The sequence below is a fragment of the Candidatus Latescibacterota bacterium genome (genome assembly GCA_020633725.1).
Taxonomy (GTDB): Bacteria; Krumholzibacteriota; Krumholzibacteriia; order JACNKJ01; family JACNKJ01; genus VGXI01.
On the sequence record JACKDC010000001.1, the window covers coordinates 1 to 22,023 of the forward strand.

The 22,023-nt window shown below is 71.0% G+C and carries 15 protein-coding genes and 1 tRNA gene; 12 read left to right on the forward strand and 4 right to left on the reverse strand.

Going from position 1 to position 22,023, the window contains the following annotated elements; translation table 11 throughout:
- The 6 genes from H6693_00005 to H6693_00030 form a co-directional block, all read left to right on the forward strand.
- On the forward strand, nucleotides 1-2,245 hold a 2,245-nt coding region (locus H6693_00005), incomplete at its 5' end, for a serine/threonine protein kinase (GenBank protein ID MCB9514561.1).
- Between the two features lie 113 nt (nucleotides 2,246-2,358).
- Nucleotides 2,359-2,431: transfer RNA gene (locus H6693_00010), tRNA-Lys, on the forward strand.
- A gap of 167 nt (nucleotides 2,432-2,598) precedes the next feature.
- Entirely contained in the window at nucleotides 2,599-3,849 is a 1,251-nt protein-coding gene (locus H6693_00015; protein MCB9514562.1) for an efflux RND transporter periplasmic adaptor subunit, read from the forward strand.
- Between the two features lie 24 nt (nucleotides 3,850-3,873).
- Nucleotides 3,874-5,115, forward strand: coding sequence for an ABC transporter permease (locus H6693_00020; protein ID MCB9514563.1), 1,242 nt, complete (start codon nucleotides 3,874-3,876; stop codon nucleotides 5,113-5,115).
- The gene (locus tag H6693_00025) at nucleotides 5,108-6,373 is read left to right on the forward strand and encodes an ABC transporter permease (GenBank protein ID MCB9514564.1); all 1,266 of its coding nucleotides are present in this window, start codon (nucleotides 5,108-5,110) and stop codon (nucleotides 6,371-6,373) included. The genes H6693_00020 and H6693_00025 overlap by 8 nt, the downstream gene beginning before the upstream one ends.
- A gap of 182 nt (nucleotides 6,374-6,555) precedes the next feature.
- Entirely contained in the window at nucleotides 6,556-7,236 is a 681-nt protein-coding gene (locus H6693_00030; GenBank protein ID MCB9514565.1) for a hypothetical protein, read from the forward strand.
- Nucleotides 7,237-7,307: 71 nt separating this feature from the next.
- Here the strand turns inward: H6693_00030 and H6693_00035 are convergent, their stop codons facing one another.
- From H6693_00035 to H6693_00045, 3 genes are read right to left on the reverse strand one after another with little or no spacing between them, the layout of a single operon-like run.
- Nucleotides 7,308-8,498 carry a hypothetical protein gene (locus H6693_00035; protein ID MCB9514566.1) on the reverse strand — a complete coding sequence of 397 codons (1,191 nt, stop codon included), beginning with the start codon at nucleotides 8,496-8,498 and terminating at the stop codon, nucleotides 7,308-7,310.
- Nucleotides 8,495-10,360: a HAMP domain-containing histidine kinase gene (locus H6693_00040; GenBank protein MCB9514567.1), complete on the reverse strand. Its 1,866-nt coding sequence runs from the start codon at nucleotides 10,358-10,360 to the stop codon at nucleotides 8,495-8,497. The genes H6693_00035 and H6693_00040 overlap by 4 nt, the downstream gene beginning before the upstream one ends.
- Before the next feature lie 15 nt (nucleotides 10,361-10,375).
- Nucleotides 10,376-11,131 carry a hypothetical protein gene (locus tag H6693_00045; GenBank protein ID MCB9514568.1) on the reverse strand — a complete coding sequence of 252 codons (756 nt, stop codon included), beginning with the start codon at nucleotides 11,129-11,131 and terminating at the stop codon, nucleotides 10,376-10,378.
- A gap of 309 nt (nucleotides 11,132-11,440) precedes the next feature.
- Here H6693_00045 and H6693_00050 point away from each other — a divergent pair, with 309 nt between their 5' ends.
- The gene (locus H6693_00050; protein ID MCB9514569.1) at nucleotides 11,441-12,601 is read left to right on the forward strand and encodes an HD domain-containing protein; all 1,161 of its coding nucleotides are present in this window, start codon (nucleotides 11,441-11,443) and stop codon (nucleotides 12,599-12,601) included.
- Nucleotides 12,602-12,609: 8 nt separating this feature from the next.
- On the opposite strand, the gene typA is transcribed toward H6693_00050, so the two are convergent.
- Entirely contained in the window at nucleotides 12,610-14,439 is a 1,830-nt protein-coding gene (gene typA, locus H6693_00055) for a translational GTPase TypA (GenBank protein MCB9514570.1), read from the reverse strand.
- 125 nt (nucleotides 14,440-14,564) lie between these two features.
- On the opposite strand from typA, the gene H6693_00060 reads away from it, so the two are divergent.
- From H6693_00060 to glgX, 5 genes are all read left to right on the forward strand, one after another.
- Nucleotides 14,565-16,004 carry a HAMP domain-containing protein gene (locus tag H6693_00060; GenBank protein ID MCB9514571.1) on the forward strand — a complete coding sequence of 480 codons (1,440 nt, stop codon included), beginning with the start codon at nucleotides 14,565-14,567 and terminating at the stop codon, nucleotides 16,002-16,004.
- Nucleotides 16,005-16,011: 7 nt separating this feature from the next.
- On the forward strand, nucleotides 16,012-17,355 hold the full coding sequence (locus H6693_00065; protein ID MCB9514572.1) for a sigma-54-dependent Fis family transcriptional regulator: 1,344 nt from the start codon (nucleotides 16,012-16,014) through the stop codon (nucleotides 17,353-17,355).
- Nucleotides 17,356-17,557: 202 nt separating this feature from the next.
- Entirely contained in the window at nucleotides 17,558-19,159 is a 1,602-nt protein-coding gene (locus H6693_00070) for a BamA/TamA family outer membrane protein (protein MCB9514573.1), read from the forward strand.
- Entirely contained in the window at nucleotides 19,159-19,806 is a 648-nt protein-coding gene (locus H6693_00075) for a DUF4390 domain-containing protein (GenBank protein ID MCB9514574.1), read from the forward strand. Before H6693_00070 ends, H6693_00075 begins: the two co-directional genes overlap by 1 nt.
- 76 nt (nucleotides 19,807-19,882) lie before the next feature.
- Complete coding sequence (glgX, locus tag H6693_00080) at nucleotides 19,883-21,958, forward strand: glycogen debranching protein GlgX (GenBank protein MCB9514575.1); 2,076 nt, start codon at nucleotides 19,883-19,885, stop codon at nucleotides 21,956-21,958.
- Nucleotides 21,959-22,023: the final 65 nt, after the last annotated feature.

The following is a 22,023-nucleotide window of genomic DNA, read 5'->3' on the forward strand; positions in this document are numbered from 1 at the left end:
CACGGAGTACTGCGACCGTCACCAGCTCTCGACCGCGCAGCGGCTCGAGCTCTTCACCCTGGCCTGCGCCGGCGTGCAGCACGCGCACCAGAAGGCCGTGATCCACCGCGACCTGAAGCCGGGCAACGTGCTCGTCACCGAGGTGGACGGCCACGCCCGGCCCAAGATCATCGACTTCGGTCTGGCCAAGGCCACGGCCTTCCGGCTCACCGAACAGACCATGTTCACCGAGCTGGGCCAGCTGCTCGGCACGCCCGAGTACATGAGCCCCGAGCAGGCGGACCTGACGGCGGAGGACATCGACACGCGCAGCGACATCTACTCGCTGGGCGTGATCCTCTACGAGCTGCTGGTGGGGGCGCTGCCCTTCGAGGCGAAGGCGCTGCGCGCGGGCGGCTTCGACGGGCTGCGCCACACGATCCGCGACGTGGATCCGGCCACGCCGTCCACGCGGCTGTCCTCGCTCCGCGCCGAGCTGGAAGAGATCGCCGCGCGGCGGCGCGCCAAGCCGGCCGAGCTGCAGCGGCAGGTCCGCGGCGACCTGGACTGGATCGTCATGAAGGCGCTGGAGAAGGATCGCAGCCGCCGTTACGAGACGGCCAACGGCCTGGCCGCGGACATCAGGCGCCATCTGGCCAACGAGCCGGTGGTGGCGGGGCCGCCGAGCGCCGGCTACCGCATGGGCAAGCTGATCCGCCGCAATCGCGGGGCTTTCGCGGCGGTCTGCGCGGTCTTCGTGGCGCTGGTGGCGGCCGTGGCGGGCACCAGCTGGGGCATGCTGCGCGCGGTGCGCGCCGAGCATCGCGCGGCCGAGGAAGCCGAGATCGCGCAGGCGGTGAACGCGTTCCTCAACCAGGACCTGCTGGCGGCGGTGGCGCCTTCCACGGCGCGCGGGCAGGGCCGCGACGTGCCCATGCGTGAGGTGCTGGACGCGGCCGCCGCGCGCATCGCCGAGGCGTCCGCGCCCGGTGGCCGCCTGGCGGACATGCCGCGCGTGGAGGCGGCCGTGCGGACCACGTTGGGGAGGACCTACGATCGGCTGGGCGAATACGAGGCCGCGGAGCCTCACCTCGAGGCGGCGCTGCGGCTCTACGAACAGCATCCCGGTCCGCGGCGGCGCGATCTCGCGCAGGCGCTGGCCAACCAGGCGCTGCTGGAGGAGGAGCTGAGCCGCTACGACGTCGCCGAGGAGCACCTGCGCAAGGCGCTCGCGATCTGGGGGCCGATCGAGGGACCGGAGGACGGCAACGCGCTCATCTGGACCACCTCGCTGGCGCGCACGCTCAACCGGGCGGGACGGGGCAGCGAGGCCGAGCCGCTGATGCGGCAGGCGCTGGAGGACAACCGCCGCCTCTTCGGCGATACGGCTGGACCGACTCTCACCGCCATGGGAACGCTCGCGAGCCTCTACCAGGAGCTCGGCAAGTTCGAGCCCGCGCTCGAACTGGAGGAGCAGGTGCTCGCCGTCCGCGAGGGGCAGGCACACCCGGACAGCATCGCGCTCGTCCACTCGCTCAACAACCTGGCGAACATCTACGGCAACATGGGCCGCATGGAAGAGGCCATCGGGCTGTGGAAGCGCTCGCTGGCGCTCAAGCTGCGCGTTCTGGGCGAGGACCACCCGAGCACGCTCAACACGCGCAGCAACCTGGCGGAGGCGGCGGGCGTGCTGGGCCACTACGACGAGGCGGTGGCGGGGCAGCGCGAGGTGATCGCCGCCCGCATGCGCGTGCTCGGACCCGAGCACTACCGCACGCTCGACTCCAAGTCGGCGCTCGCGTTCTGCCTGGGCAAGCTGGGCCGTCTCGACGAGGCGGCCGCCCTGGCCACCGAGGTGCGCGACGCCTTCTCCCGCACCCAGGGCCCCGACCACCCGGGCGTGCTGGATGCCGAGGACATCCTGGCCACGGTGCGTCTCCAGCAGGGCCGCACGGACGAGGCCGTGGCCATGCTGCGTCGAGTGCTCGACACCTACGTCACCAAGCACCCCCAGGACGACTTCGGCCGCACGCTGGTGTCCGCCCACCTGGGGCAGGCGCTGGCCGCGCAGGGGCATTACGCCGAGGCTTTCGCGCTCTGGGACGCGTCCGTGGGCAACCTGCCTACGGACGACGCCGGGACCCGCGACATCCTGCGCGACGTGGTGGCGCGGCTCGAGGCCTGGCGGGAGGCCGAGCCCGGCGCCGTGGACGACTCCACCCTCGCGGCCTGGCGGGCGCGCCTGGCCGCGGAAGAGGGCCGCTAGCCGGGTCGGCCGGACCCGGCGGCCGGCCTGCGGCGGGCCGTAGCGCGAGCGCAAGTCCATGCGCCGGGCGGGCTTGACAGGGACCCTCGGGATGACTACCCTGCTGTCCGCATGCGCCACTAGCTCAACTGGCAGAGCATCTGACTCTTAATCAGGTGGTTCGGGGTTCGAGTCCCTGGTGGCGTACCTGGCTGCTGAGCCGCATCGAGGGCCCGCCGTTCGGCGGGCCCTTTTGCATCCCGCTCGCGCGGCCGTCCGCGCGCGCCCCGAAACCCGGCAACGCCGCCTCCGTAACAGCCCCACGTTCGAAGCTACCCCATTTCACTGCGCAGCAAGCGTTTGGAGGCGAGGGCATGAGGAAACGGGCCCTGTGGATCGGCGGAATCGTCCTCGTGGCGGCGGCCGTGGGTGGCACCATGGCGATGCGCAGCCGCGGCGACAAGCTGCTCAGCGTCGAGACGGCCCCGGTGGCGCGCCGCGAGATCGTCCAGAAGGTCAGCGCCACGGGCATGATCCAGCCCAAGACCCAGGTCAAGGTGAGCGCGGACGTCAGCGCCAAGATCACGCGGCTGGCGGTGGTGGAGGGGCAATGGGTCGAGAAGGGTGCGTTCCTCGTCGAGCTCGATCGAGAGCGCTACCTCGCGGCGGTGGAGAGCGCCGAGGCGAGCGTCCGCTCGGCGCAGGCGAACGCCAGCCTCGTGCAGCAGAATCTCATGCGCACGCAGAAGGAGTTCGCCCGCACCAAGGAACTCAGCGCGGCCGGGCTCAAGTCCGACGCGGAGTTCGAGGCCGACCAGGCCGCCTACCAGGTGGAGGTGGCGCGGGCCGAGGCCGCCGCGAGCCAGGTGGAGCAGGCGCAGGCCCAGCTCAAGCAGGCGCGCGACGACCTCGCCAAGACCACGATCTACGCACCCATGGCCGGCACCGTCAGCGCCCTCAACAAGGAACAGGGTGAGATCGTCCTCGGCTCGCAGTTCCAGGAAGACGTCATCCTGGTGATCGCGGACCTCTCGGAGATGGAGGCCCAGGTCAACGTGGACGAGAACGACATCGTCGCCGTGGCGATCGGCCAGTCCGCCGAGATCGAGGTGGACGCGCTGACGGACCAGGTCCTGACCGGCGTCGTCCAGGAGATCGCCAACAGCGCGAACAACCTCGCCGGCGGCGGCAACACGCAGAAGACCGAGTTCGCGATCAAGATCGGCATCGTCGATCCGCCGGCCTCGCTCCGCCCGGGCATGACGGCCAGCGCCGACGTCGCCACGCACAGCAACGACAGCGCGCTCAGCGTGCCGATCCAGAGCGTCGCCGTGCGCACGCTCGACCAGCTCACGCGGCCCGGCGAGTCGCGCGCCGACGCCGAGGCGCGCTACACGCCCGACCGCGACGGCTTCGTGGAGATCGTCTTCTGCGTCGACGATGGACTGGCCGTCGCCCGCCAGGTCACGACGGGCATTCAGAGCGACGAGTACATCGAGATCCTGACCGGTGTCGACGAGGGCGAGACGATCGTCACCGGCAGCTACCGGGCGCTCTCCAAGGAGCTCGAGAATGGCGCGGCGGTGACCGTGAGCGCGTCGAAGGACCGTGCCGACGACGCCTGAGCGCGATCCGCGCAGGAGGCCGCGATGAGACTGCTCACCTCGGACATGCTGGAGTCGCTGCGCATCGCCTTTCGCGCGATCGCCGCCAACAAGGGCCGCGGCGCGCTCACGACGCTGGGCATCATCATCGGCATCGTGGCGGTGGTCCTCACCATGACCGCCGCCAACGGCCTGCAGCAGACCTTCCGCCAGAGCCTCTCCGCCGTCGGCTCCGACGTGATCTACGTCTCGCGCATGCCCTGGGTCATGATGGACGACTTCTTCCTCTACCGGAACCGCCCGCCGCTCGAGCTGCGCCAGGCGCAGGCCCTGGAGGAGAAGATGACGGGCCGCGCCATCGTGAACCCCTCCATGAACGGCGATCGCGACATCAAGTACCGCTCCGAGGTGATCGAGGGCGTCACCATCTTCGGCACCACCGAGAAGCAGATGCTGGTCTCGAACGCGGTGCCCGCCGAAGGCCGCTTCCTCAGCGCCTTCGACGTGCAGCACAAGAAGCAGGTCTGCGTGATCGGCGCCGAGATCCGCAAGGGACTCTTCGGGGACGTCGATCCGCTCAACAAGCTGATGAAGGTCGGCCGCAGCGACTTCCGCGTCATCGGCGTCATGGAAGAGCAGGGCGGCAACAGCTTCGACGGGCCGAACTTCGACCGCATGGTCTACGTGCCCATCAGCAGCTACGTGAAGTCCTTCGGCGGCCAGCACGGCCGGCAGGAGGTGAACGTCGCCGTGAAGGCCTCGAGCCAGGAGGCGGTCGACGCGCTGCAGTACGCGGTGATCGGCGAGATGCGCAAGATCCGCCGGCTGCGGCCGGCCGAGGGCGACGACTTCTCCATCAACCAGCTCGACACGCTGGTCGCGGCCTTCAACAACATGATGGGCATCGTGCTGCTGGTGGGGCTCCTGGTGACGAGCATCTCGCTCTTCGTTGGCGGCGTCGGCGTGATGAACATCATGTTCGTGTCCGTGACCGAACGCACGCGCGAGATCGGCATCCGCAAGGCCATCGGCGCGAAGAAGCGCAACATCCTGCTGCAGTTCCTCTTCGAATCCTCGGCGATCTGTCTGCTGGGGGGGGTGATCGGCATCGGCATCGCCGCCGGGCTCACCGCGGTGCTGAACGCGACGCTCATGCCCGCGCGCATCTCGCTGCCCATCCTGCTCGCGGCCATCGGGGTCTCGGTAGCCGTTGGCGCGCTGGCGGGGATGGTCCCGGCCTACCGGGGCGCACGGCTCGACCCGATCGAGGCGCTCCGCTATGAGTAGACAGCGCGGCATGCGCCCCCTCGACGCCCTCGCGATGTCCTTCCAGGCCATCCTCGGCAACAAGCTGCGCGCGGTGCTCACCCTGGTGGGCATCGTCGCGGGCATCGCCTCGATCATCGCCGTGATGACGGCCGTGTCCATCATCCAGAGCACCATGGAAGCGGAGATGAGCGTGCTCGGCGCGCAGGTCTTCCAGGTGCAGAAGTGGCCGGCGGGAGGCTTCAGCTCCCAGGAGGAGCGCCGCAAGGCCATGCGCTTCCCGCCGCTGACGGTGGAGCACGCCAACCTCATCCGCGAGCAGGTGGACACCGTGGACCTGGTGGGGGCGGAGCTCTGGGACTTCGGCCACACCGCGTCCTATCGGGGCGACAGCACGAACGACAACGTCACGCTCTGCGGCGGCACGCCGGAGTACCCGGCCAACAACACGCACTACGTGGGTCTTGGCCGCAACATCTCGCCGGTGGACATCAAGGCGGGCACCCAGGTGGCGGTCATCGGCTACGCGATCGGGCAGAAGCTCTTCCCCTTCACCGATCCCGTGGGCAAGACGATCCGCGTCGACGGCCGCAAGTTCCGCGTGATCGGCGTCTTCGACCAGAAGAAGTCCGCTTTCGGCGGCGGCTTCGACCAGTATCTCCTCATGCCGATCAGCACCTACCTCAAGCTCTACGGCCTGCGCGGACGCGACGGCTTCACGCGCTCGGTCAACATCACCGTGCGCGCCAAGACCCCCGAGCTGGCCGCCGACGCCCAGGAGCAGGTGCGGCAGCTGCTGCGCCGTGAGCGGGGCCTGAAGGCGAACGAGGAGGACAACTTCCACTTCTTCAGCAGCCAAAGCCTGATCACGCAGTTCAACACCATGAGCCGCGGGGTCAAGCTGGCGGCCTTCGTGATCGGGATCATCGCGCTGGTGGTGGCGGGCATCGGCATCATGAACATCATGCTGGTCTCGGTGACCGAGCGCACCAAGGAGATCGGCATTCGCAAGTCCCTGGGGGCCAGGCCGCGGTACATCCTCTCGCAGTTCCTGCTCGAGGCGGTGATCCTCTGCAACGTCGGGGGCGTGATCGGGGTGGCGCTGGGCTTCGGGCTGGGCAACGTCATCACCCTCTTCACCGACTTCGCGGGCGTGGTGCCGCTCCAGTGGGCCGTCTACGGGCTGCTCTTCTGCTCGGCCGTGGGCATCGGGTTCGGGCTCCTGCCGGCCGTGCGTGCGGCGCGGCTGGACCCCGTCGACGCCCTGGGCTACGAGTAGCCGGGCCCCGGGGGGCCGCAGCCGCCCTGCCTGCGGGAAGTTGTTGACGCCGCCGTCCTCTCCATGCTGTAATTATCTTGCCACAGGTAGCTGATACCGGATTCTCCCATGTGCAGTGTCCCTTCCAAGGGCTGTAGGGCGACCACACAGCGTTGTCTCAACTCTGGGAGGAGTCTCTATCCATGAAAAAGCTACTGGTTCTTCTCGGCATCATGGCGCTGGCCGTCCCGGCCTTCGGCGCATCCTCTGACATCAGCAGCGGCAGCATCGACTCCAATAGCTGCGTGGATCGCGACATGATCTACTGCCAGAGCCCGCAGGGTTCGGCCATGAACGCCAGCTCCGCCTTCGACGCCGAGCTGTCGGACGACATGCCCGACGGCATGGCCGGTCAGGCGTTCAACGTGGTCGGCGGCTGGGTTCTGGAGTGGAGCGGTACCTGGATGAACCCCACCGGCGTGACGATCAACATCTACAACGGCGAGTGCCCTCCGGACCTGGCGCCCGCCTACAGCTACTACTTCGCCTGGGGCGACATGTTCACGCAGTACGACCCGCAGGGTGGCTTCGACACCTACTACTTCGAGGCCATGCTGCCGGACGTGATCACCATCGAGGCCGGCATGTCCGTCGGTTTCGTCGCTGAGATCAGCTGGGGCCAGAATGCGCCCTACGTCGGCTGCGCGCTCGGCGCCACCACCACCGGCTGCGGCTCGGCCTACTGGGCCGGCGACTACTGGGGCTACCCCCGCTGGTACTCCGCCGCCGCCTACGGCTATCCCTACGACCTGGCGTACTGCCTGGGCTACACCGTGACGGCCGCCGAGGAGGCGACCTTCTCCGCGGTGAAGTCGCTGTACTAGGCCGCGACCTAGACGCATCGAAAAGGCCCGGCCCCCGCGAGGGGCCGGGCCTTTGTCGTGGTGGCCGCCCTCTAGAACGCGAAGGATGCCTGGAGCGCGGGCATCAGGTACTCACTCTCCCAGCCCTCGCCCACGTCCGTGGCCTGCAGCACGGCCTTGATCACCAAGTCCCGGTTCACGTGGTAGTTCACGCCGCCCTCGAGGCGCTGGACGTCCTCGTCCCAGCTCTCGCCATCCGCCTCGGCAAGCGTGGCGTAGCGCAGGGTGTCGTAGCGCAGGGCGAGGTTCCAGCCGGGGAACAGCTTGTAGAGCCCCTGCAGGTAGAACGCGTTGTTGGCGAGCCCGTCCGCGCGCAGCGGCGTCTCGTAGCGATTGTGGATGAACTCGCCGATCGCGGCCAGCCGCCGCCACTGCCAGTCGAGGCTGAGGCCCCAGAGCGTCTGCCGGTAGTCGTTGATGGACTGCCCGGCGGGCAGGAAGGGCGCCACGTCACGCGAGAGATAAGCGCCCCGCGCCCAGGACAGGTAGAGCTTGAAGCCGGGCGTGATGCCGTAGCCGAGCTTGGCGTGCAGCGCGGTGTCCTCGTTGGTGTCGAGGGCGGCCACCGGCGCCGACGGGCTGCCCGTGGTGGCGCCCAGCACGTACTGCAGCGAGCCCTGCGTGCCGAGCAGGTAGAGGCCGTAGTTCCAGCAGTTGTCGTAGAGCAGCGGCATGGTGGGGTAGTCCGCGCCGCGCAGCTCGCCGCCCTCGCGGTACTCGGGCGTCAGCTGGCCCGTGCCGCGGCTGGCCAGGAGCTGGTCCAGGTCCACCGGCAGCTGATGGCTGGGCAGCGTGGAACGCCAGGTGTAGGCCAGCGGCACGCTCACCAGGGGATTGCGGTTGGAGTAGGTGTGGGCGGCCCAGATGCCGTCGTGAACGGGCACCTTGCCGGCCTCCACGTAGAGCTCTCGGCCCTCCAGCGGCTTGTGCAGCACGTAGGCGCCGAAGAGGCGGTCCTTCGCCGCGCTCTCCTGCGAGTAGAGGTACTGCAGGAAGACCTGGGTGCTGGACGACCCGCCCTCGATGAACAGCCGCACGCGCAGCGGGTCGAAGTTGGTGTCACCCAGGTTGGTGGTGTTGAGCGCCCGGGTCGTGGGGGCGTCGTCGGCGATGACGATATCGGCCAGGCCGCGCACGCGCAGGCTGCCGGCGTCGAGGGCCCGGGCGTACGTGGCCGCCGCGACGAGCACCGCCGCCAGGGTCAGGGTGATCGCGCCCTTCATAGCAGAACCTCCTCCGGTTCGACGTCCTTGCTGTCCTGCGCCGGCTGCGCGGCGCCCGGCAGCGCCAGCGTGAAGTGGCTGCCACGGCCGGGGGCGCTCCTCACGTCGATGCGGCCGCCGTGCAGATCGACGATGGCCTTGCAGAGGGCCAGGCCCAGCCCGAAACCCCGTGAGCCGAAGGCGTGCTTCCCCGAGCTGTGGTGCATGATGTCCCCGGCCTCGTAGAGCTTCTGGAAGATCCACTGCAGCTCGCCTGGCGGGATGCCGACGCCGCTGTCCTCCACGCCGAGCAGGGCGAGGCCGTCGCCGCGTCCCACGTGCACGCGGATGCGGCCGCCGTCGGGGGTGAAGCGGATGGCGTTGTCGAGCAGGCAAAGGAACGCCTGCTCCAGCCGCTCGCGATCGGCGCGCGCATGGACGGGCGCGCCCGCCAGTTCCAGCTCGAGCGTCAGCTTGCGCTCGCCGAGCACGCGCTCCCGCAGGGCCGCGGCGCTTCGCGCCAGGGCGCCCAGTTCCACCGCGGCGAAGTCGAAGTCCTGCAGGCCCTGCTCGAAGGCCGAGAGGTCGAGCATGTTCTGCACCTGCTGGTTGAGGTCCATCAGGTGCCCCTTGATGCACTGGCTGGTCTCCTGGATACTCGCCGGGATCTCGCCTAGCGCGCCGCTGCCGATGAGATCGTTGAAGCCGGAGATGATCGTGAGCGGCGTCTTCAGCTCGTGGCCGGCCAGCGCGATGAAGTTGCTCTTGGTCTGATCGATGTTCTTGAGGTGGCGGATGTGGTCGCCGAGGGAACGCCGCATGGACTCCACGCTGCGGCCGAGGGCGGCCACCTCGTCGTGGCCGGCGACGTCGACGGGCGCGTCGTAGTCGCCGCGCTCGATGGCGCCCGCCGCCTGCACCAGGCTGGACAGCGGCCCCGTGATGCTGCGCGCGACGGCGTAGCCCACGAGCAGCGTGAGCAGCACGCCCGCCAGCCCACCCAGCGCCAGCCGCTTCTCCAGTGTCAGGATCGGCGCGAGCTGGGCGCGCAGCTCGCGCGCGACGATCGCGTCGAAGCCCGCGTCGGGCTCCACGCCGCTGACCTGGATCCGCAAGCTCAAGTACTCGGTGTCCCCGCGCCGCAGCGTGAACGCCTCGCTCTGCGCCACCGACTCCTGGGCGCCCGTCGAACGCGGCGCGGCGGCGGCCAGCGTCGCCGGCGCCGCCTGCAGGGGCGGCAGCGTGCTGACCAGCTCGCGGCCGTCGTGCACGAGGCTCAGCTCCGCGCCGGTGAGGCGCTTGACCTCGTGGACGAAGCTCTCGTCGAGCCAGGCCCCGATCCGCAGCACCGCCTCCTGTCGCCCGTTCACGACCACGGGGACGGCGGCCGCCACCACCAGGCGCCGCCCGGCGACGTAGAAGTCCGTCACCGCGCTGCCCGTCAGCGCCTCGCGCAGGCCGGCCGCGCCGTCGGCGGCGTCGGGGGGCGCGGGCTCGCCCGCGCGACCGACCCGGGCGACGGGATGTCCGCCGGCGTCGACGATCTCCAGGAAGTCCGCTCCGGTGATGCGCAGGAAGTCGCGCGCCAGCTCCTCGAGCGTCGGCCCGAACTCGGGCCCGCGCTCCTCCAGGGGGATCGAGAACGGGGCGAAGAAGCGCGGATCGCGGGCGGTCACCCGGGCCATGGTGGCCAGCTCGCCCTTGCGGGTGCTCACGAGCTGCACGACCACCGAGCCCGCGTCGGCCAGACTCTTGCGCACGTTGCTGCGCACGGCGCGCGTGGCGGTGACCAGCGTGCTGACGAGGAAGACGGCCAGCAGCGTGATCAGCGGGACCGTCGTGAAGAGGACGATGCGGGCGCGCAGGCTTCCGAAGCGCAGCATGGCCGCTCCCGCCGCCTAGAGGCTCAGGTCGAGGCGGGTGTCGCCGTCGCCCAGGTGCACGCGCCGCTTGCTGCCGCCCAGCTCGGGATGCCAGAGGTGCAGCGTGTAGTCGCCCGGCGGCAGACCGCGAAAGCTGTAGTTGCCCGTCGCGTCCGGCTGCGTCACGAAGGGCGACGCCACCACCAGGATGTAGGCGCTCATGCTCGCGTGGATGTCGCAGAAGACCTTCACCAGGCCAGGCTCGTCGAAGCGCACGCTCTTGGACTTGCCCTTGCCGTAGTAGCCCAGGTCGAAGCGCTTCGTCTTCGAATAGGAGAAGACGTTGTGGAAGACGACGTCCTCGTTGGGGAACTCCACCGACGTCCCCACGCTCACCCCCAGCACGTGCGGCCGGAAGCTGCGATCGATCTGCGCGAGCTGGGGGGTGGCTTCCGGCGGCGCCGCGAGCTCGAGCCCCGGCGGCGCCTCGATGTAGAGCACGAGGTCCTGGGGGCCGTCCCCGCCGTGCGTCGCGTGGCCGTCGTGGGCGGAGGTCGCCGAGCCGATCTCCCCGGGGTAGGGGCTGAAGCCGGCCTCCTCGGGTGGCGCGGCGACGCCCAGGGTGACGTGACCGCTCAGGCTGGCGGCGCCGGCCTGGCCCGCGACCAGCAGCGCCGCGGCGAAGGCTGCCAGACCCGGCAGGATTTGCCGCCCGCGCGAGGAGCGCGCCGGGCGATTGCATCGGGGATCACGGTGTTTTGTGGCCATGGTGGACGAGATCGCAAGGGCCATGCCTTCGCCTCACCTTGTGCCGCCGAGATTGTGCCTCAGCTTTCGCTACCCAGATCTTGGGGTGTGAACGACGTCTACACCCCGAATGCAGTAGCTCCGTGCTCTGCTGCGGCGCTTAGGTGCTCAAGACACAATTTCGGCGGCACAAGGTTCGCCTCACGCAGCGGAACACGCGCGTTCGTGGCCTCCCCCGAAAGCGCAACAATCGTGTGACAGATCTGGGATATCGGGGATTCCCCTCAAGCGCCGCCTCCCCCCAACCGACCACCTAAACAACGCGCAGCGTGCGCGAACCGCGGAGGCGTCTGCATGCACGATCCCAACGATCGATCGGGCCGTCGACCCGGCGAGGACGGCGGAAGCCTGGGCGTCCTCACCGAGGATCGGCGCCAGGTCGAGCGCCGGATCGACGCGGCCGTGGCGGACCTCGCCGAGCCCGACCTTGCCGTCCCGCCGCCTGCTCCGGACAGCCTCCCGCGCGAGTCCCCGAGCCCCGGGCGCCCGTCGCCGCGCGCGGGCAACCTGCGCGCGCGTCTGGAAGAAGTGAACAAGGAGCTCTGGATCCTGCTCACCCTGCTGGTGCTGGCGGGCGCGATCAATCTGCTGCTCACCGGACGGCAGATGCTCCTCGGCCTCTACACCCTGCCCACGCTCTACTCGGCGTATCACTTCGGCCGACGCCACGCGGTGCTGACGGCGGTGGCGAGCGCCTTCCTCGTCGCGCTGATGGCGCGCCTCAACCCGGCGCTCTTCGCCGAGACGCCCAGCTCGCTGGCCGTGAGCGGGGAGACCCTGCAGCTCCTGGCCTGGGGCGGGATCCTGGTGCTCACCGCCTACGCCATGGGCACGCTGCACGAGAAGCACGCGCGGCGCATGGTCGAGCTGCGCGAGACCTACCAGGGCCTGCTGCTCATCCTGCGGCAGTTCGTCGCCAAGGACACCTTCACGGAGAACCACAGCTACAGGGTCTCCGTCTACGGCGCGAACATCGCCATGCAGATGGGCCTGCCGGCGCATCGCGTGGAGGATCTGCGCGCGGCCGCGCTGCTGCACGACATCGGCAAGCTGGAGCTGAGCCGCGAGCTGCTCTACAAGGCCAGCAAGCTCACGGCGGACGAGTACGAGGAGATGAAAACCCACCTCGACCGCGGCGTGGACTTCCTCCAGCCGGTGGGGGGCTCGCTGCAGCGGGTGATTCCCATCATCCTGGCGCATCACGACCGCTTCGATGGATCGGGCTACCGGCCGACGAAGGAGCAGGAGATCCCGCTGGAGGCGCGGATCATCGCGGTGGCGGATGTCTTCGACTCGCTCACCAGCGACCGGCCCTACCGCAAGGCGATGTCGCCCTTCGAGGCGAAGGAGATCATCGAGAAGGGCGCGGGCAGCGACTTCGACCCCGCCGTGGTGACGGCCTTCCGCGCCGCCTTCCAGCGCGGCCTCATGGAAGTGCCGCACGTGGTCGTCTAGCGCGGCGGCTAGGCGTCCTCCATGGCCGCCTTCTGCGCCCGCCGGCGCGCGTTCTCGTCCAGCACGGTCTTGCGCAGGCGGATGCTCTTCGGCGTCAGCTCCACCAGTTCGTCGGCGTTCAGGTACTCGAGGCACTCCTCGAGGCTCATCTTCACCGCGGGCGCCAGCTTGAGCGCGCGGTCCGAGGCCGCGGCGCGCATGTTGGTGAGCTTCTTGGAGCGCTGGGGGTTCACCAGCATGTCGCCCTCGCGGGCGCTCTCGCCGATCACCTGCCCCACGTAGACCCTCTCGCCCGGCTCCACGAAGAAGCGGCCGCGGTCCTGCAGCGCGTCGAGCGCGTAGGCCTCCGCCTCGCCCGCGGTCATGGCGAGGATGCTGCCCGTCTGCCGCTGGGGGATGGACCCCTTGAAGTACTCGTACTGGAAGAAGCGGTGGTTGAGGACGATCTCGCCGCTCGTGGCCTTGAGCATGCGGCTGCGGAAGCCGATGAGCCCGCGGCTCGGCACGTGGAACTCCAGGCGGCTGCGCCCGTCCTTGGCCTCCATGCGCAGCAGCTCGGCGCGCCGCGTGCCCAGGTACTCGATCACCGTGCCGCCGTGCTCGGCGGCGACGTCCACCGTCAGCACCTCCACCGGCTCCGCCTTGCGCCCGTTGATCTCCTTGTAGATCACGCGCGGCTGGCCGACCATGAACTCGTAGCCCTCGCGGCGCATGTTCTCCATGAGGATCGACAGGTGCAGGATGCCCCGGCCCGCCACGCGCAGGGTGTCCGGGCTCGGCGTGTCCTCCACCCGCAGCGCCATGTCGCGCTCGGTCTCCTTGTAGAGCCGCTCGCGCAGCTGCCGGCTGCTCGAGTAGCGGCCCTCCTGCCCGTAGCCCGGGCTGGTGTTGACCATGAAGTTCATGGAGAGCGTGGGCTCGTCGATCGCGATGAGCGGCAGCGGCTCGGGCTGCGCCGGGTCGGCCAGCGTGTCGCCGATGTCCACGTCGGGCAGGCCCACCACGGCGCAGACGTCCCCGCAGTCGACGGCATTCACCTGCCGGCGGCCCAGGCCGTCGAAGACGAAGAGCTGCTTCACCGGCGCGGTCTGCTGGGTGCCGTCGCGCTTGATCACCGCCAGTGGCCGCTCGGCCACCAGGCGCCCGCGGAACACGCGGCCGATGCCGATGCGCCCCACGTAGTCGCTGTGGTCGAGGGCCGTCACCAGCATCTGGGCGGGGCCGTCCACCTGGGGTGGCGCCGGGAGCTTCTTCGCGATCATCTCGAGCAGCGGCGTCAGGTCCTCGCGGGGGTCGTCCAGCTCCGCCACGGCCCAGCCGTCGCGCCCGGCGGCGTAGACGGCGGGGAAGTCGAGCTGATCCTCGGCCGCGTCCAGCTCCATGAAGAGCTCGAGCACCTCGTCGTGCACTTCCAGCGGCCGCGCGTTCGGGCGGTCGACCTTGTTGATGACGACGATCGGCGCCAGCCCCAGCTGCAGCGCCTTCTGCAGCACGAAGCGCGTCTGCGGCATCGGTCCCTCGAAGGCGTCCACGAGGAGCAGCACGCCGTCGGCCATCTTCAGCACGCGCTCGACCTCGCCGCCGAAGTCCGCGTGGCCCGGCGTGTCGATCAGGTTGATGCGCAGCCCGCCCCAGTTCACGGCGATGTTCTTGGAGCGGATCGTGATCCCGCGCTCGCGCTCCAGGTCCCCCGAGTCGAGCAGTCGCTCGACCACCTCCTGTCCCTCGCGGAACACGTGGCACTGCTTCAGCACCTGGTCGACGAGGGTGGTCTTGCCGTGGTCGACGTGGGCGATGATGGCGACGTTGCGGATCGAACTCGTGCTGATCGCGGTCATGGCGCTTTCCTGGTTCGTGGGCGAGCGGCGTAATGTGGTCTCGGTTCGGCGCGGCGTCAAGCCCGCCCCTGGCCCGGCCACCGGGCCTGTGCTAGGCTGCCGGCGGTCCAGCCTCGGGGGTTCGCGTGCAGCGCCGCCTCTTCCTGCTCTTTCTCCTCCTGTCCTTCCTGCCGGCCCTGGCGCTCCTGGGCGTGAACTGGCGCATGAGCCAGCGCCTCCTGGACACGCTGGACAGCCCGGGGATGGCCCAGGCCACCGAGAGCGCGCTCGGCCTGGCGCGCTCCACCCTGGAGCGCGAGAAGGCGGGCGCCCTGGCCAGGGCGCAGGCCATGGCGGCGGCCCGCGCCGCGGGTCTCGCGCCGGCGCTCGAGCCCGGCGCCGCCTGGCGTCTGCCGGGCGGCCCGGTGGAGGGCCCGGATTCCCTGGCGACGCTGCTCGCCGGCCTGGGGCCCGCCGAGTCGCCCGCGCCGGGGCAGGTGGCGAGCCTGGAGCTCGGGGGGCGCCGCTATCTGCTGGCGGCCGCCGGCGCGGGCGAGGGCGCGCTGCTGCTCCTCGAGCCGCTGGATCCTGCCCTTGCGGACGCCCTGGCCCGCGTAGCCGCCGGCAGCGGGCGGCAGCGGCAGCTCCGGGGCGTCTATCGCCAGTTCCTGCGCAGCGACGCCGTGCTCACGCTGATCGTGCTCGGCGCGGCCCTGCTGATTCTCGCGCTCTGGCTCTCCCGTCGCCTGGCGCGCCAGCTCGCGGCGCCGCTGGCCGAGCTCGTGCGCGGGACGGAGCGCATCGCCGCGGGCGATCTGGAACACCGCGTGACGGCCCCCGCCAAGGACGAGCTCGCCGAGCTGGTGCGCGCCTTCAACGGCATGGGCGAGCAGCTCCAGCGCAGCCGCGACGAGCGCTTGCGCGCCGAGCGCGTGGCCGCTTGGCAGGGCGTGGCGCGCCGGCTGGCGCACGAGATCAAGAACCCGCTCACGCCGATCACCCTCGCCATGCACCGCATCGAGCGCCGCAGCGAGGACCCCGCCGTGCGCGAGAGCATCGCCGCGGTGCTCGAGGAGACGGCCAACCTGCAGCGCCTCGCCGACGAGTTCTCGCAGTTCGCGCGCCTGCCCGCTCCGGCGCCCGAGCCCGTGGACCTGCGCGCGCTCCTGGCCGGCGTGGTGGAGCTCTACCTCCCGGCGGAGCGCTGCCGAGCGCGCTGGGAGGGGTGGCCGGAGACGCTGCGCGTCAGCGGCGATCCGGGGCAGCTGCGGCAGGCCCTGGGCAACCTGGTCAAGAACGCCGCGGAGGCGATGGGGGCCGGCGGCGCGCTGACCCTGCGCTACGCGCCGCTCGCGGACGTCCACCGCATCGATCTCGAGGACGAAGGCCCCGGCCTCGAGGGCGACCCCGAACGTCTCTTCGAGCCCTACGTCACCCACAAGGCCACGGGCACCGGGCTGGGGCTGGCCGTGGCGCGCAAGATCGTGGAAGATCATGGCGGGCGGCTGAGCGCGGCGTCCCTGGACCCGCCCGCCCACGGCGCGCGCCTGCGCGTCGAGCTGCCGCGCGGCGAACCCGCAGCCTAGGAGCGCGATGGCCAAGGCCCTCATCCTGGTGGTGGACGACGAGCCCAACATCCGCAAGCTGCTCGCGGGCGTGCTGGAGGACGAGGGCTACGCCGTGACCGGCGCGCCCGACGTGGCCGGCGCCCGCGCCCGGCTGGCCGCCGAGCCCGTGGAGCTGCTGCTGCTGGACGTCCAGCTTCCCGACGCCGACGGCCTCGCCCTGCTCGCCGAGCTGGCGGAGGCCGGCGACCACCCGCCCGTCATCATGATGAGCGGCCACGGGACCATCCAGACCGCGCTCGAGGCCGTGCGCCTGGGGGCGCTGGACTTCATCGAGAAGCCGCTGCAGCCGGGCCGGCTGCTGGTGTCCATCGCCAGCGCGCTGGACCGGCAGCGCCTGCGCGACGAGAACGCCGGCCTGCGCGCGGCCCTCGGCGCCACGGGCGAGATCCTCGGCGACAGCCCCGTGATGCGGCGGCTGCGCGAGACCGTGGCGAGAAGCGCCGCCAGCGAGGCGCGGGTGCTCGTCACCGGCGAGAACGGCACCGGCAAGGAACTGGTGGCCCGGGCGCTGCACGCGGGCTCGGCGCGACGCGCCCGGCCCTTCGTGAAGGTCAACTGCGCGGCGATCCCGGGCGAGCTGCTGGAGAGCGAGCTCTTCGGCCACGAGAAGGGGGCCTTCACGGGGGCGGTGGCCCGGCGGCGGGGCAAGTTCGAGCGGGCGCAGGGGGGCACCCTGCTGCTGGACGAGATCGGCGACCTCGCCGCCGGCACCCAGGCCAAGCTGCTGCGCGTGCTGGAGGAGGGCGAGCTGGAGCGGCTCGGCGGCGAGCAGCCGGTGGCCCTGGACGTGCGCGTCCTGGCTTCCACGAATCGCGACCTGGAAGCGCTCATGGCGAGTGGGGCTTTTCGACAGGACCTCTACCATCGCTTGAAGGTGATTCCGATCCAGGTGCCGCCGCTGCGGGAACACGCCGAGGACGTCGCCCTCCTTGCGCGGCACTTCCTGGAGCACTTCCGCGCGCAGTACGGGCGCCGGCCGCGCAGCCTCGCGCCCGACGCCCTGGCCGCGCTGGCGGCCCACGGCTGGCCCGGCAACGTGCGCGAGCTGCGCAATCTGATGGAGCGGCTCGTCATCATGGTGGACGCCGAGCGCCTGGAACTGGCCCATCTCGCGGGGCTGCTGGGCGAGAGCGCGCCCGGCGGCGGAGGCGACGGCAGTCTGGCCGTGCGCCTGGAGGACTTCGAGCGCGCGCAGATCCGCGCCGCGCTCGACGCCGCGGGGGGCAACGTAGCCGCCGCGGCCCGCGCCCTGGGCGTGGACCGCGGGAACCTGCACCGGCGGCTGCAGCGGCTCGGGCTGAAGCCGTGAGTGTGTTCCGGAAACATCGGGGCGATGTGCGCGGCACACGCCGTGGGGGCGTGGCAACCGGTGTTGTCACTTTCAATGTCGGCGATAACATGCTGGCAATGCATCGCTTGAGCGATCGTCCGAACGGTCGTGCGGCACGGCGCGCCGCTTGCCCTGGGGAAGGTGGAGACGCACTCGCCACCCACCACCCGGGAGTCCGATCATGAGACGCCTCGCCCGACTCGCCCTCGCCCTGATGCTGGTCACCCTGGCCGCCCCCCTGGCCCACGCCGTCCGCGTGGTCGACGAGCCCGACGTCAGCCCGCCCTGGTGGGCCGAGGTCAAGGATGAGTGGGATCGCGCCTGGGAGGACGCCTGGTCCCGCGACCGCCACGAGGACCCCTGGCTCCAGGAGGAGGACGACGACTGGGCCTTCGACGGCCCCAGCGCCGCGGCCGGCACCGTCCGCTTCCGCTACCGCGACGCCGGCTACACGGCCGTCGAGCTCACCGGCGACTGGATCGAGTGGGGGACCGTACCGCTCGCCTTCGACGAGGAGGCCGGCCTCTGGGAGGCCTCCGTGGACGTCGGCCCGGGGCGGCACTACTACCGCTTCATCGTCAGCGACGGCGAGGGCGAGTGGGAGGCCATCGACCCCGAGGGCGGCGGCGCCACCCGCCTGGACGATCGCGGCTGGGTGAGCGTCCTGGAGATGGGCAACCGCGGCATCCGTCTCCACGTGCGCGACGAGCGCCGGGAGCGCTGGCGCATCAACCGCGAGTTCGAGGTGGACTACGGCGACGAGGACGCGGGGCTGTCCTATCAGCGCGTGGACGGGCTCGTCCTCGGCTTCATGCCGGACTACATCGGCAGCACCGACTTCGAGCCCTCGGTGAAGGGGCAGGTGGCCTACGGCTTCGAGAGCGAGCGCTGGACCCTGGGCGTCACGCTGCTCCAGCCGCTGGCGCCGCGCAACCGAGCCTGGTTCAAGGCGCGGGCGTACACGGGCACGGGCTACGCGCAGCGCACGGGGATCGGCGACGGCGAGAACACCCTGGCGGCGGTATTCTTCCGCGAGGACTACCGCGACTACTACGAGCGCGAGGGCGCGTCGTTCAGCGTGGTGACGCGCGCGCTGCCCTGGCTGCGCGCGGAGGTCGGCCTGCGCAGCGAGGACCACGCCTCGCTGGCCAACACGGCCACCTGGTCGGTGCGCAGGGGAAGCTTCCGTCCCAACCTGCCGGTGGACGAGGGCACGCTGCGCAGTGTCTACAGCGTGCTGCGCCTGGGCAGCAGCCACAACTACCTGGAACTGGGCTGGGAGCGCGCGGGCGACGACGTCCTCGGCGGCGACTTCGATTTCTCGCTGGCCGAGGCCACCTGGCGCAGCCGTCTGCCCATGGGACCGCGCCAGCGCCTGGACCTGCGCGTCGCCGGCGGCAGCAATCTGCGCGGCACGCTGCCGCTGCAGCGACGCTACCTGCCCGGCGGGCTCGGCACCGTGCGCGGCTTCGACTACCAGTCGCTGGTCGTGCCCGATCCGGCCGACTCCGGCCTCGAGCCGGCGCGCTACGGCGGCGAGCGCATGCTGCTGGCCAACCTGGAGTACGGCTTCGAGGTGGACAGCGACGTCACGCTCTACGGCCTCTACGACACGGGCCTGGCCTGGGCGGACCGCGACGCGGACGTCCACCTGAACGACCTTCGCGACAGCGCGGGCCTCGGCATCGGCTTCGACGACGACCAGCTGCGCATCAACGTCATGCGCCCGCTGGACGAGGACGCCGACCTGGTCTGGGAGCTCCGCGTGGAGCACGCCTTCTGATGTCCTCGCCCCTGCAATGGACCCGCCGCGTGGCGGCCGCGCTGCTGGCGCTCTGCCTGGCGGCCGCCACGGCGGCCGCCGCGCCGTCTCTGCGCATGGGCGTGCCCGAGCCGTGGGGGGAGGGCCTGCGCGTGGACATCGCGCTGCGCGGATTCCTCGACGACGAGCTGCGCGAGTCCCTCAGCGCGGGCCTGCCCGTCACCCTGTTCCTGCGCTGGCGGCTTTTCGAGTCGCGCGAGAACTGGTGGGACCGCGAGCTGGCGGCCGGGCTGCTCAGCGAGCGCGTCTACTGCGACCTGCTCGAGGGGAGCTACACGCTCTTCGACGCGCGGGGCCGGCGAGCGGCCGTCTGCGCCGACCTGGCCGCGCTCGAGGACGCACTCGGCGCGCCACGGCCCCTGCACCTCGCGCTGCCCGGTCCGCTGCCCGCGGACCGCCGCTTCGTCCTCGAACTGGAGGCGCGCCTCGAACCGGTGAGCGACGAGGAGCTGGCCGCGCTGGAGCGCTGGGTCGCCGGCGAGGACGGCGGCCGCTCGGGCCTGCTGGGCGACCTCACCGGCCGCTCGGAGGAACTGCTCCGGCGCATGGCCGGCTTCGGGGGACGCAGCGCGAGCGTGCGCAGCGAGATCTTCGCCGCCGGCGGCTAGCCGCTCGAATCCCTCGCCAGGCGGCGCGTTCCCTGCTACTGTGCCCGCGAGACGGACCTCAACGCGGCGGTGCACGGTGCTCAGCGACGTCCTCCCCGGCAGCACGCATCCCCTGGGCGCCACCCTGCAGTCTGGCGGCGTCAACTTCGCCATCTACTCCCGCCACGCCACCTGCCTCGAGCTGCTGCTCTTCGACGCGCCCGAGGACGCCGCGCCCGCGCGCGTCATCCGCCTGGAGCCCGGGCGGCACCGGACCGCGGACTACTGGCACGTGCTGGTGCAGGGACTGGGCGCGGGGCAGCTCTACGCCTGGCGGGCGCACGGCCCGCTGGCGCCGGAGCGCGGCCTGCGCTTCGACGGCGAGAAGGTGCTGCTCGACCCCTACGCGCGCGCCGTCGTCATGGGGGAGCGCTACGACCGCAAGGCGGCCACGCTGCCGGGCGACAACTGCGCCAGCGCGCTGCGCGGCGTGGTGGTGGACGCGCGCGGCTACGACTGGGAAGGCGACCGGCCGCTGCACCGGCCCTACGGCGAGACGATCATCTACGAGCTGCACGTGGGGGGCTTCACGCGGGATCCGTCGTCGGGCGTGAAGCCCGAGCTGCGCGGCACCTACGCCGGGCTGGTGGAGAAGATCCCCTACCTCCAGGACCTGGGCGTCACCGCCGTCGAGCTGCTACCAGTGCAGCACTTCGATCCGCTGGACGCGCCGCTCGGCCGCGTGAACTACTGGGGCTACAGCCCGCTGGCCTTCTTCGCCCCGCACGGGCCCTACAGCTCGCGCCGCGACCCGCTGGGCCCCGTGGACGAGTTCCGCGACATGGTGAAGGCGCTCCACCGCGCGGGCATCGAGGTGATCCTCGACGTCGTCTTCAACCACACGGCCGAAGGCGACGAGCGCGGCCCCACGCTCTCCTTCCGCGGGCTGGAGAACGGCGCCTACTACATCCCCGGCGAGGATCCGTCGCGCTACGCGAACTTCAGCGGCTGCGGCAACACCGTCAACGCGAACCACTCGGTGATGCGCCACCTCATCCTCGACTGCCTGCGCCACTGGACCGCCGAGATGCACGTGGACGGCTTCCGCTTCGACCTGGCGTCCGTCCTCAGCCGCGACGGCAAGGGCAAGCCGCGCGAGAACGCGCCGATCCTGTGGTCCATCGACTCGGATCCCGTGCTGGCCGGCAGCAAGCTCATCGCCGAGGCCTGGGACGCGGGCGGCCTCTACCAGGTGGGCTCCTTCACCGGCGAGCGCTTCGCCGAGTGGAACGGCCCCTTTCGCGACGACCTACGCCGCTTCCTGCGCGGCGACGAGGGCCTCGTGCGCCCGCTGGCCCTGCGGCTCTCGGGCAGCCCCGACCTCTACGCGAACCCGGCGCAGGAGGCCATGCGCAGCGTGAACTTCGTCACCTGCCACGACGGCTTCACCCTGGCCGACCTCTTCCGCTACGAGACCAAGCACAACGCGGCCAACGGCGAGGAGAACCGCGACGGCAGCGACCAGAACTACTCCATGAACTGCGGCGTCGAGGGCGAGAGCGACGACCCCGCCGTCCTCGCCCTCCGCTCCCGGCAGATGCGCAACGCCCTGGCGCTGCTGCTCCTCGCCCAGGGCACGCCCATGCTGAGCATGGGCGACGAGCTCGGCCGCACCCAGCGCGGCAACAACAACGCCTACTGCCAGGACAACGACCTCGCCTGGATGGACTGGTCGCTCCTGAAGTCGAACCGCGCCCTGCACGGCTTCGTCCGGGGGCTGGCCACCTACACCGCGCGGCTGGCGATCTTTCGCGACGAACGCTTCTGGCAGGAGGCCGCCGACACGCGGCTCGGCTGGCACGGCGTGAAGCTGGGCAAGCCCGACTGGTCCGGCAACTCGCACACGGTGGCCTTCACGCTGTCACGTCCGCAGGACGGGGAGCTGATCCACGTCTGCGTGAACGGCTGGACGAAGGCGCTGACCTTCCAGTTGCCGCCCCCGCCGCCGGGCCAGTCCTGGCACCGCGTGCTGGACACCGCCCGCGAGCCCGGCGACGACCTGCTCCTGCCGCCCGCGGCGCCGGCGGTGCCGGGCGGGGCCTACCGGGTGGGGGAGCGGAGCGTCGTGCTGGTCCAGGCGCTGCCGATTTCCACGGGAGCCGACGGGAGTTAGTGGACAAAAGCGTCTCCGCCCAGCTATAGTATTATCTGTAAACTGCCCCACACGCGTGTCATCGT

What these genes read in the sequence shown, in the direction of transcription:
- H6693_00075 (MCB9514574.1), top strand. Translation starts at nt 19,159, where the DNA reads ATGTCCTCGCCCCTGCAATGGACCCGCCGCGTGGCGGCCGCGCTGCTG.
- H6693_00040 (MCB9514567.1), bottom strand. Translation starts at nt 10,360, where the DNA reads ATGCTGCGCTTCGGAAGCCTGCGCGCCCGCATCGTCCTCTTCACGACG.
- H6693_00015 (MCB9514562.1), top strand. Translation starts at nt 2,599, where the DNA reads ATGAGGAAACGGGCCCTGTGGATCGGCGGAATCGTCCTCGTGGCGGCG.
- H6693_00050 (MCB9514569.1), top strand. Translation starts at nt 11,441, where the DNA reads ATGCACGATCCCAACGATCGATCGGGCCGTCGACCCGGCGAGGACGGC.
- H6693_00065 (MCB9514572.1), top strand. Translation starts at nt 16,012, where the DNA reads ATGGCCAAGGCCCTCATCCTGGTGGTGGACGACGAGCCCAACATCCGC.
- H6693_00035 (MCB9514566.1), bottom strand. Translation starts at nt 8,498, where the DNA reads ATGAAGGGCGCGATCACCCTGACCCTGGCGGCGGTGCTCGTCGCGGCG.
- H6693_00020 (MCB9514563.1), top strand. Translation starts at nt 3,874, where the DNA reads ATGAGACTGCTCACCTCGGACATGCTGGAGTCGCTGCGCATCGCCTTT.
- H6693_00070 (MCB9514573.1), top strand. Translation starts at nt 17,558, where the DNA reads ATGAGACGCCTCGCCCGACTCGCCCTCGCCCTGATGCTGGTCACCCTG.
- H6693_00030 (MCB9514565.1), top strand. Translation starts at nt 6,556, where the DNA reads ATGAAAAAGCTACTGGTTCTTCTCGGCATCATGGCGCTGGCCGTCCCG.
- H6693_00045 (MCB9514568.1), bottom strand. Translation starts at nt 11,131, where the DNA reads ATGGCCCTTGCGATCTCGTCCACCATGGCCACAAAACACCGTGATCCC.
- H6693_00025 (MCB9514564.1), top strand. Translation starts at nt 5,108, where the DNA reads ATGAGTAGACAGCGCGGCATGCGCCCCCTCGACGCCCTCGCGATGTCC.
- typA (MCB9514570.1), bottom strand. Translation starts at nt 14,439, where the DNA reads ATGACCGCGATCAGCACGAGTTCGATCCGCAACGTCGCCATCATCGCC.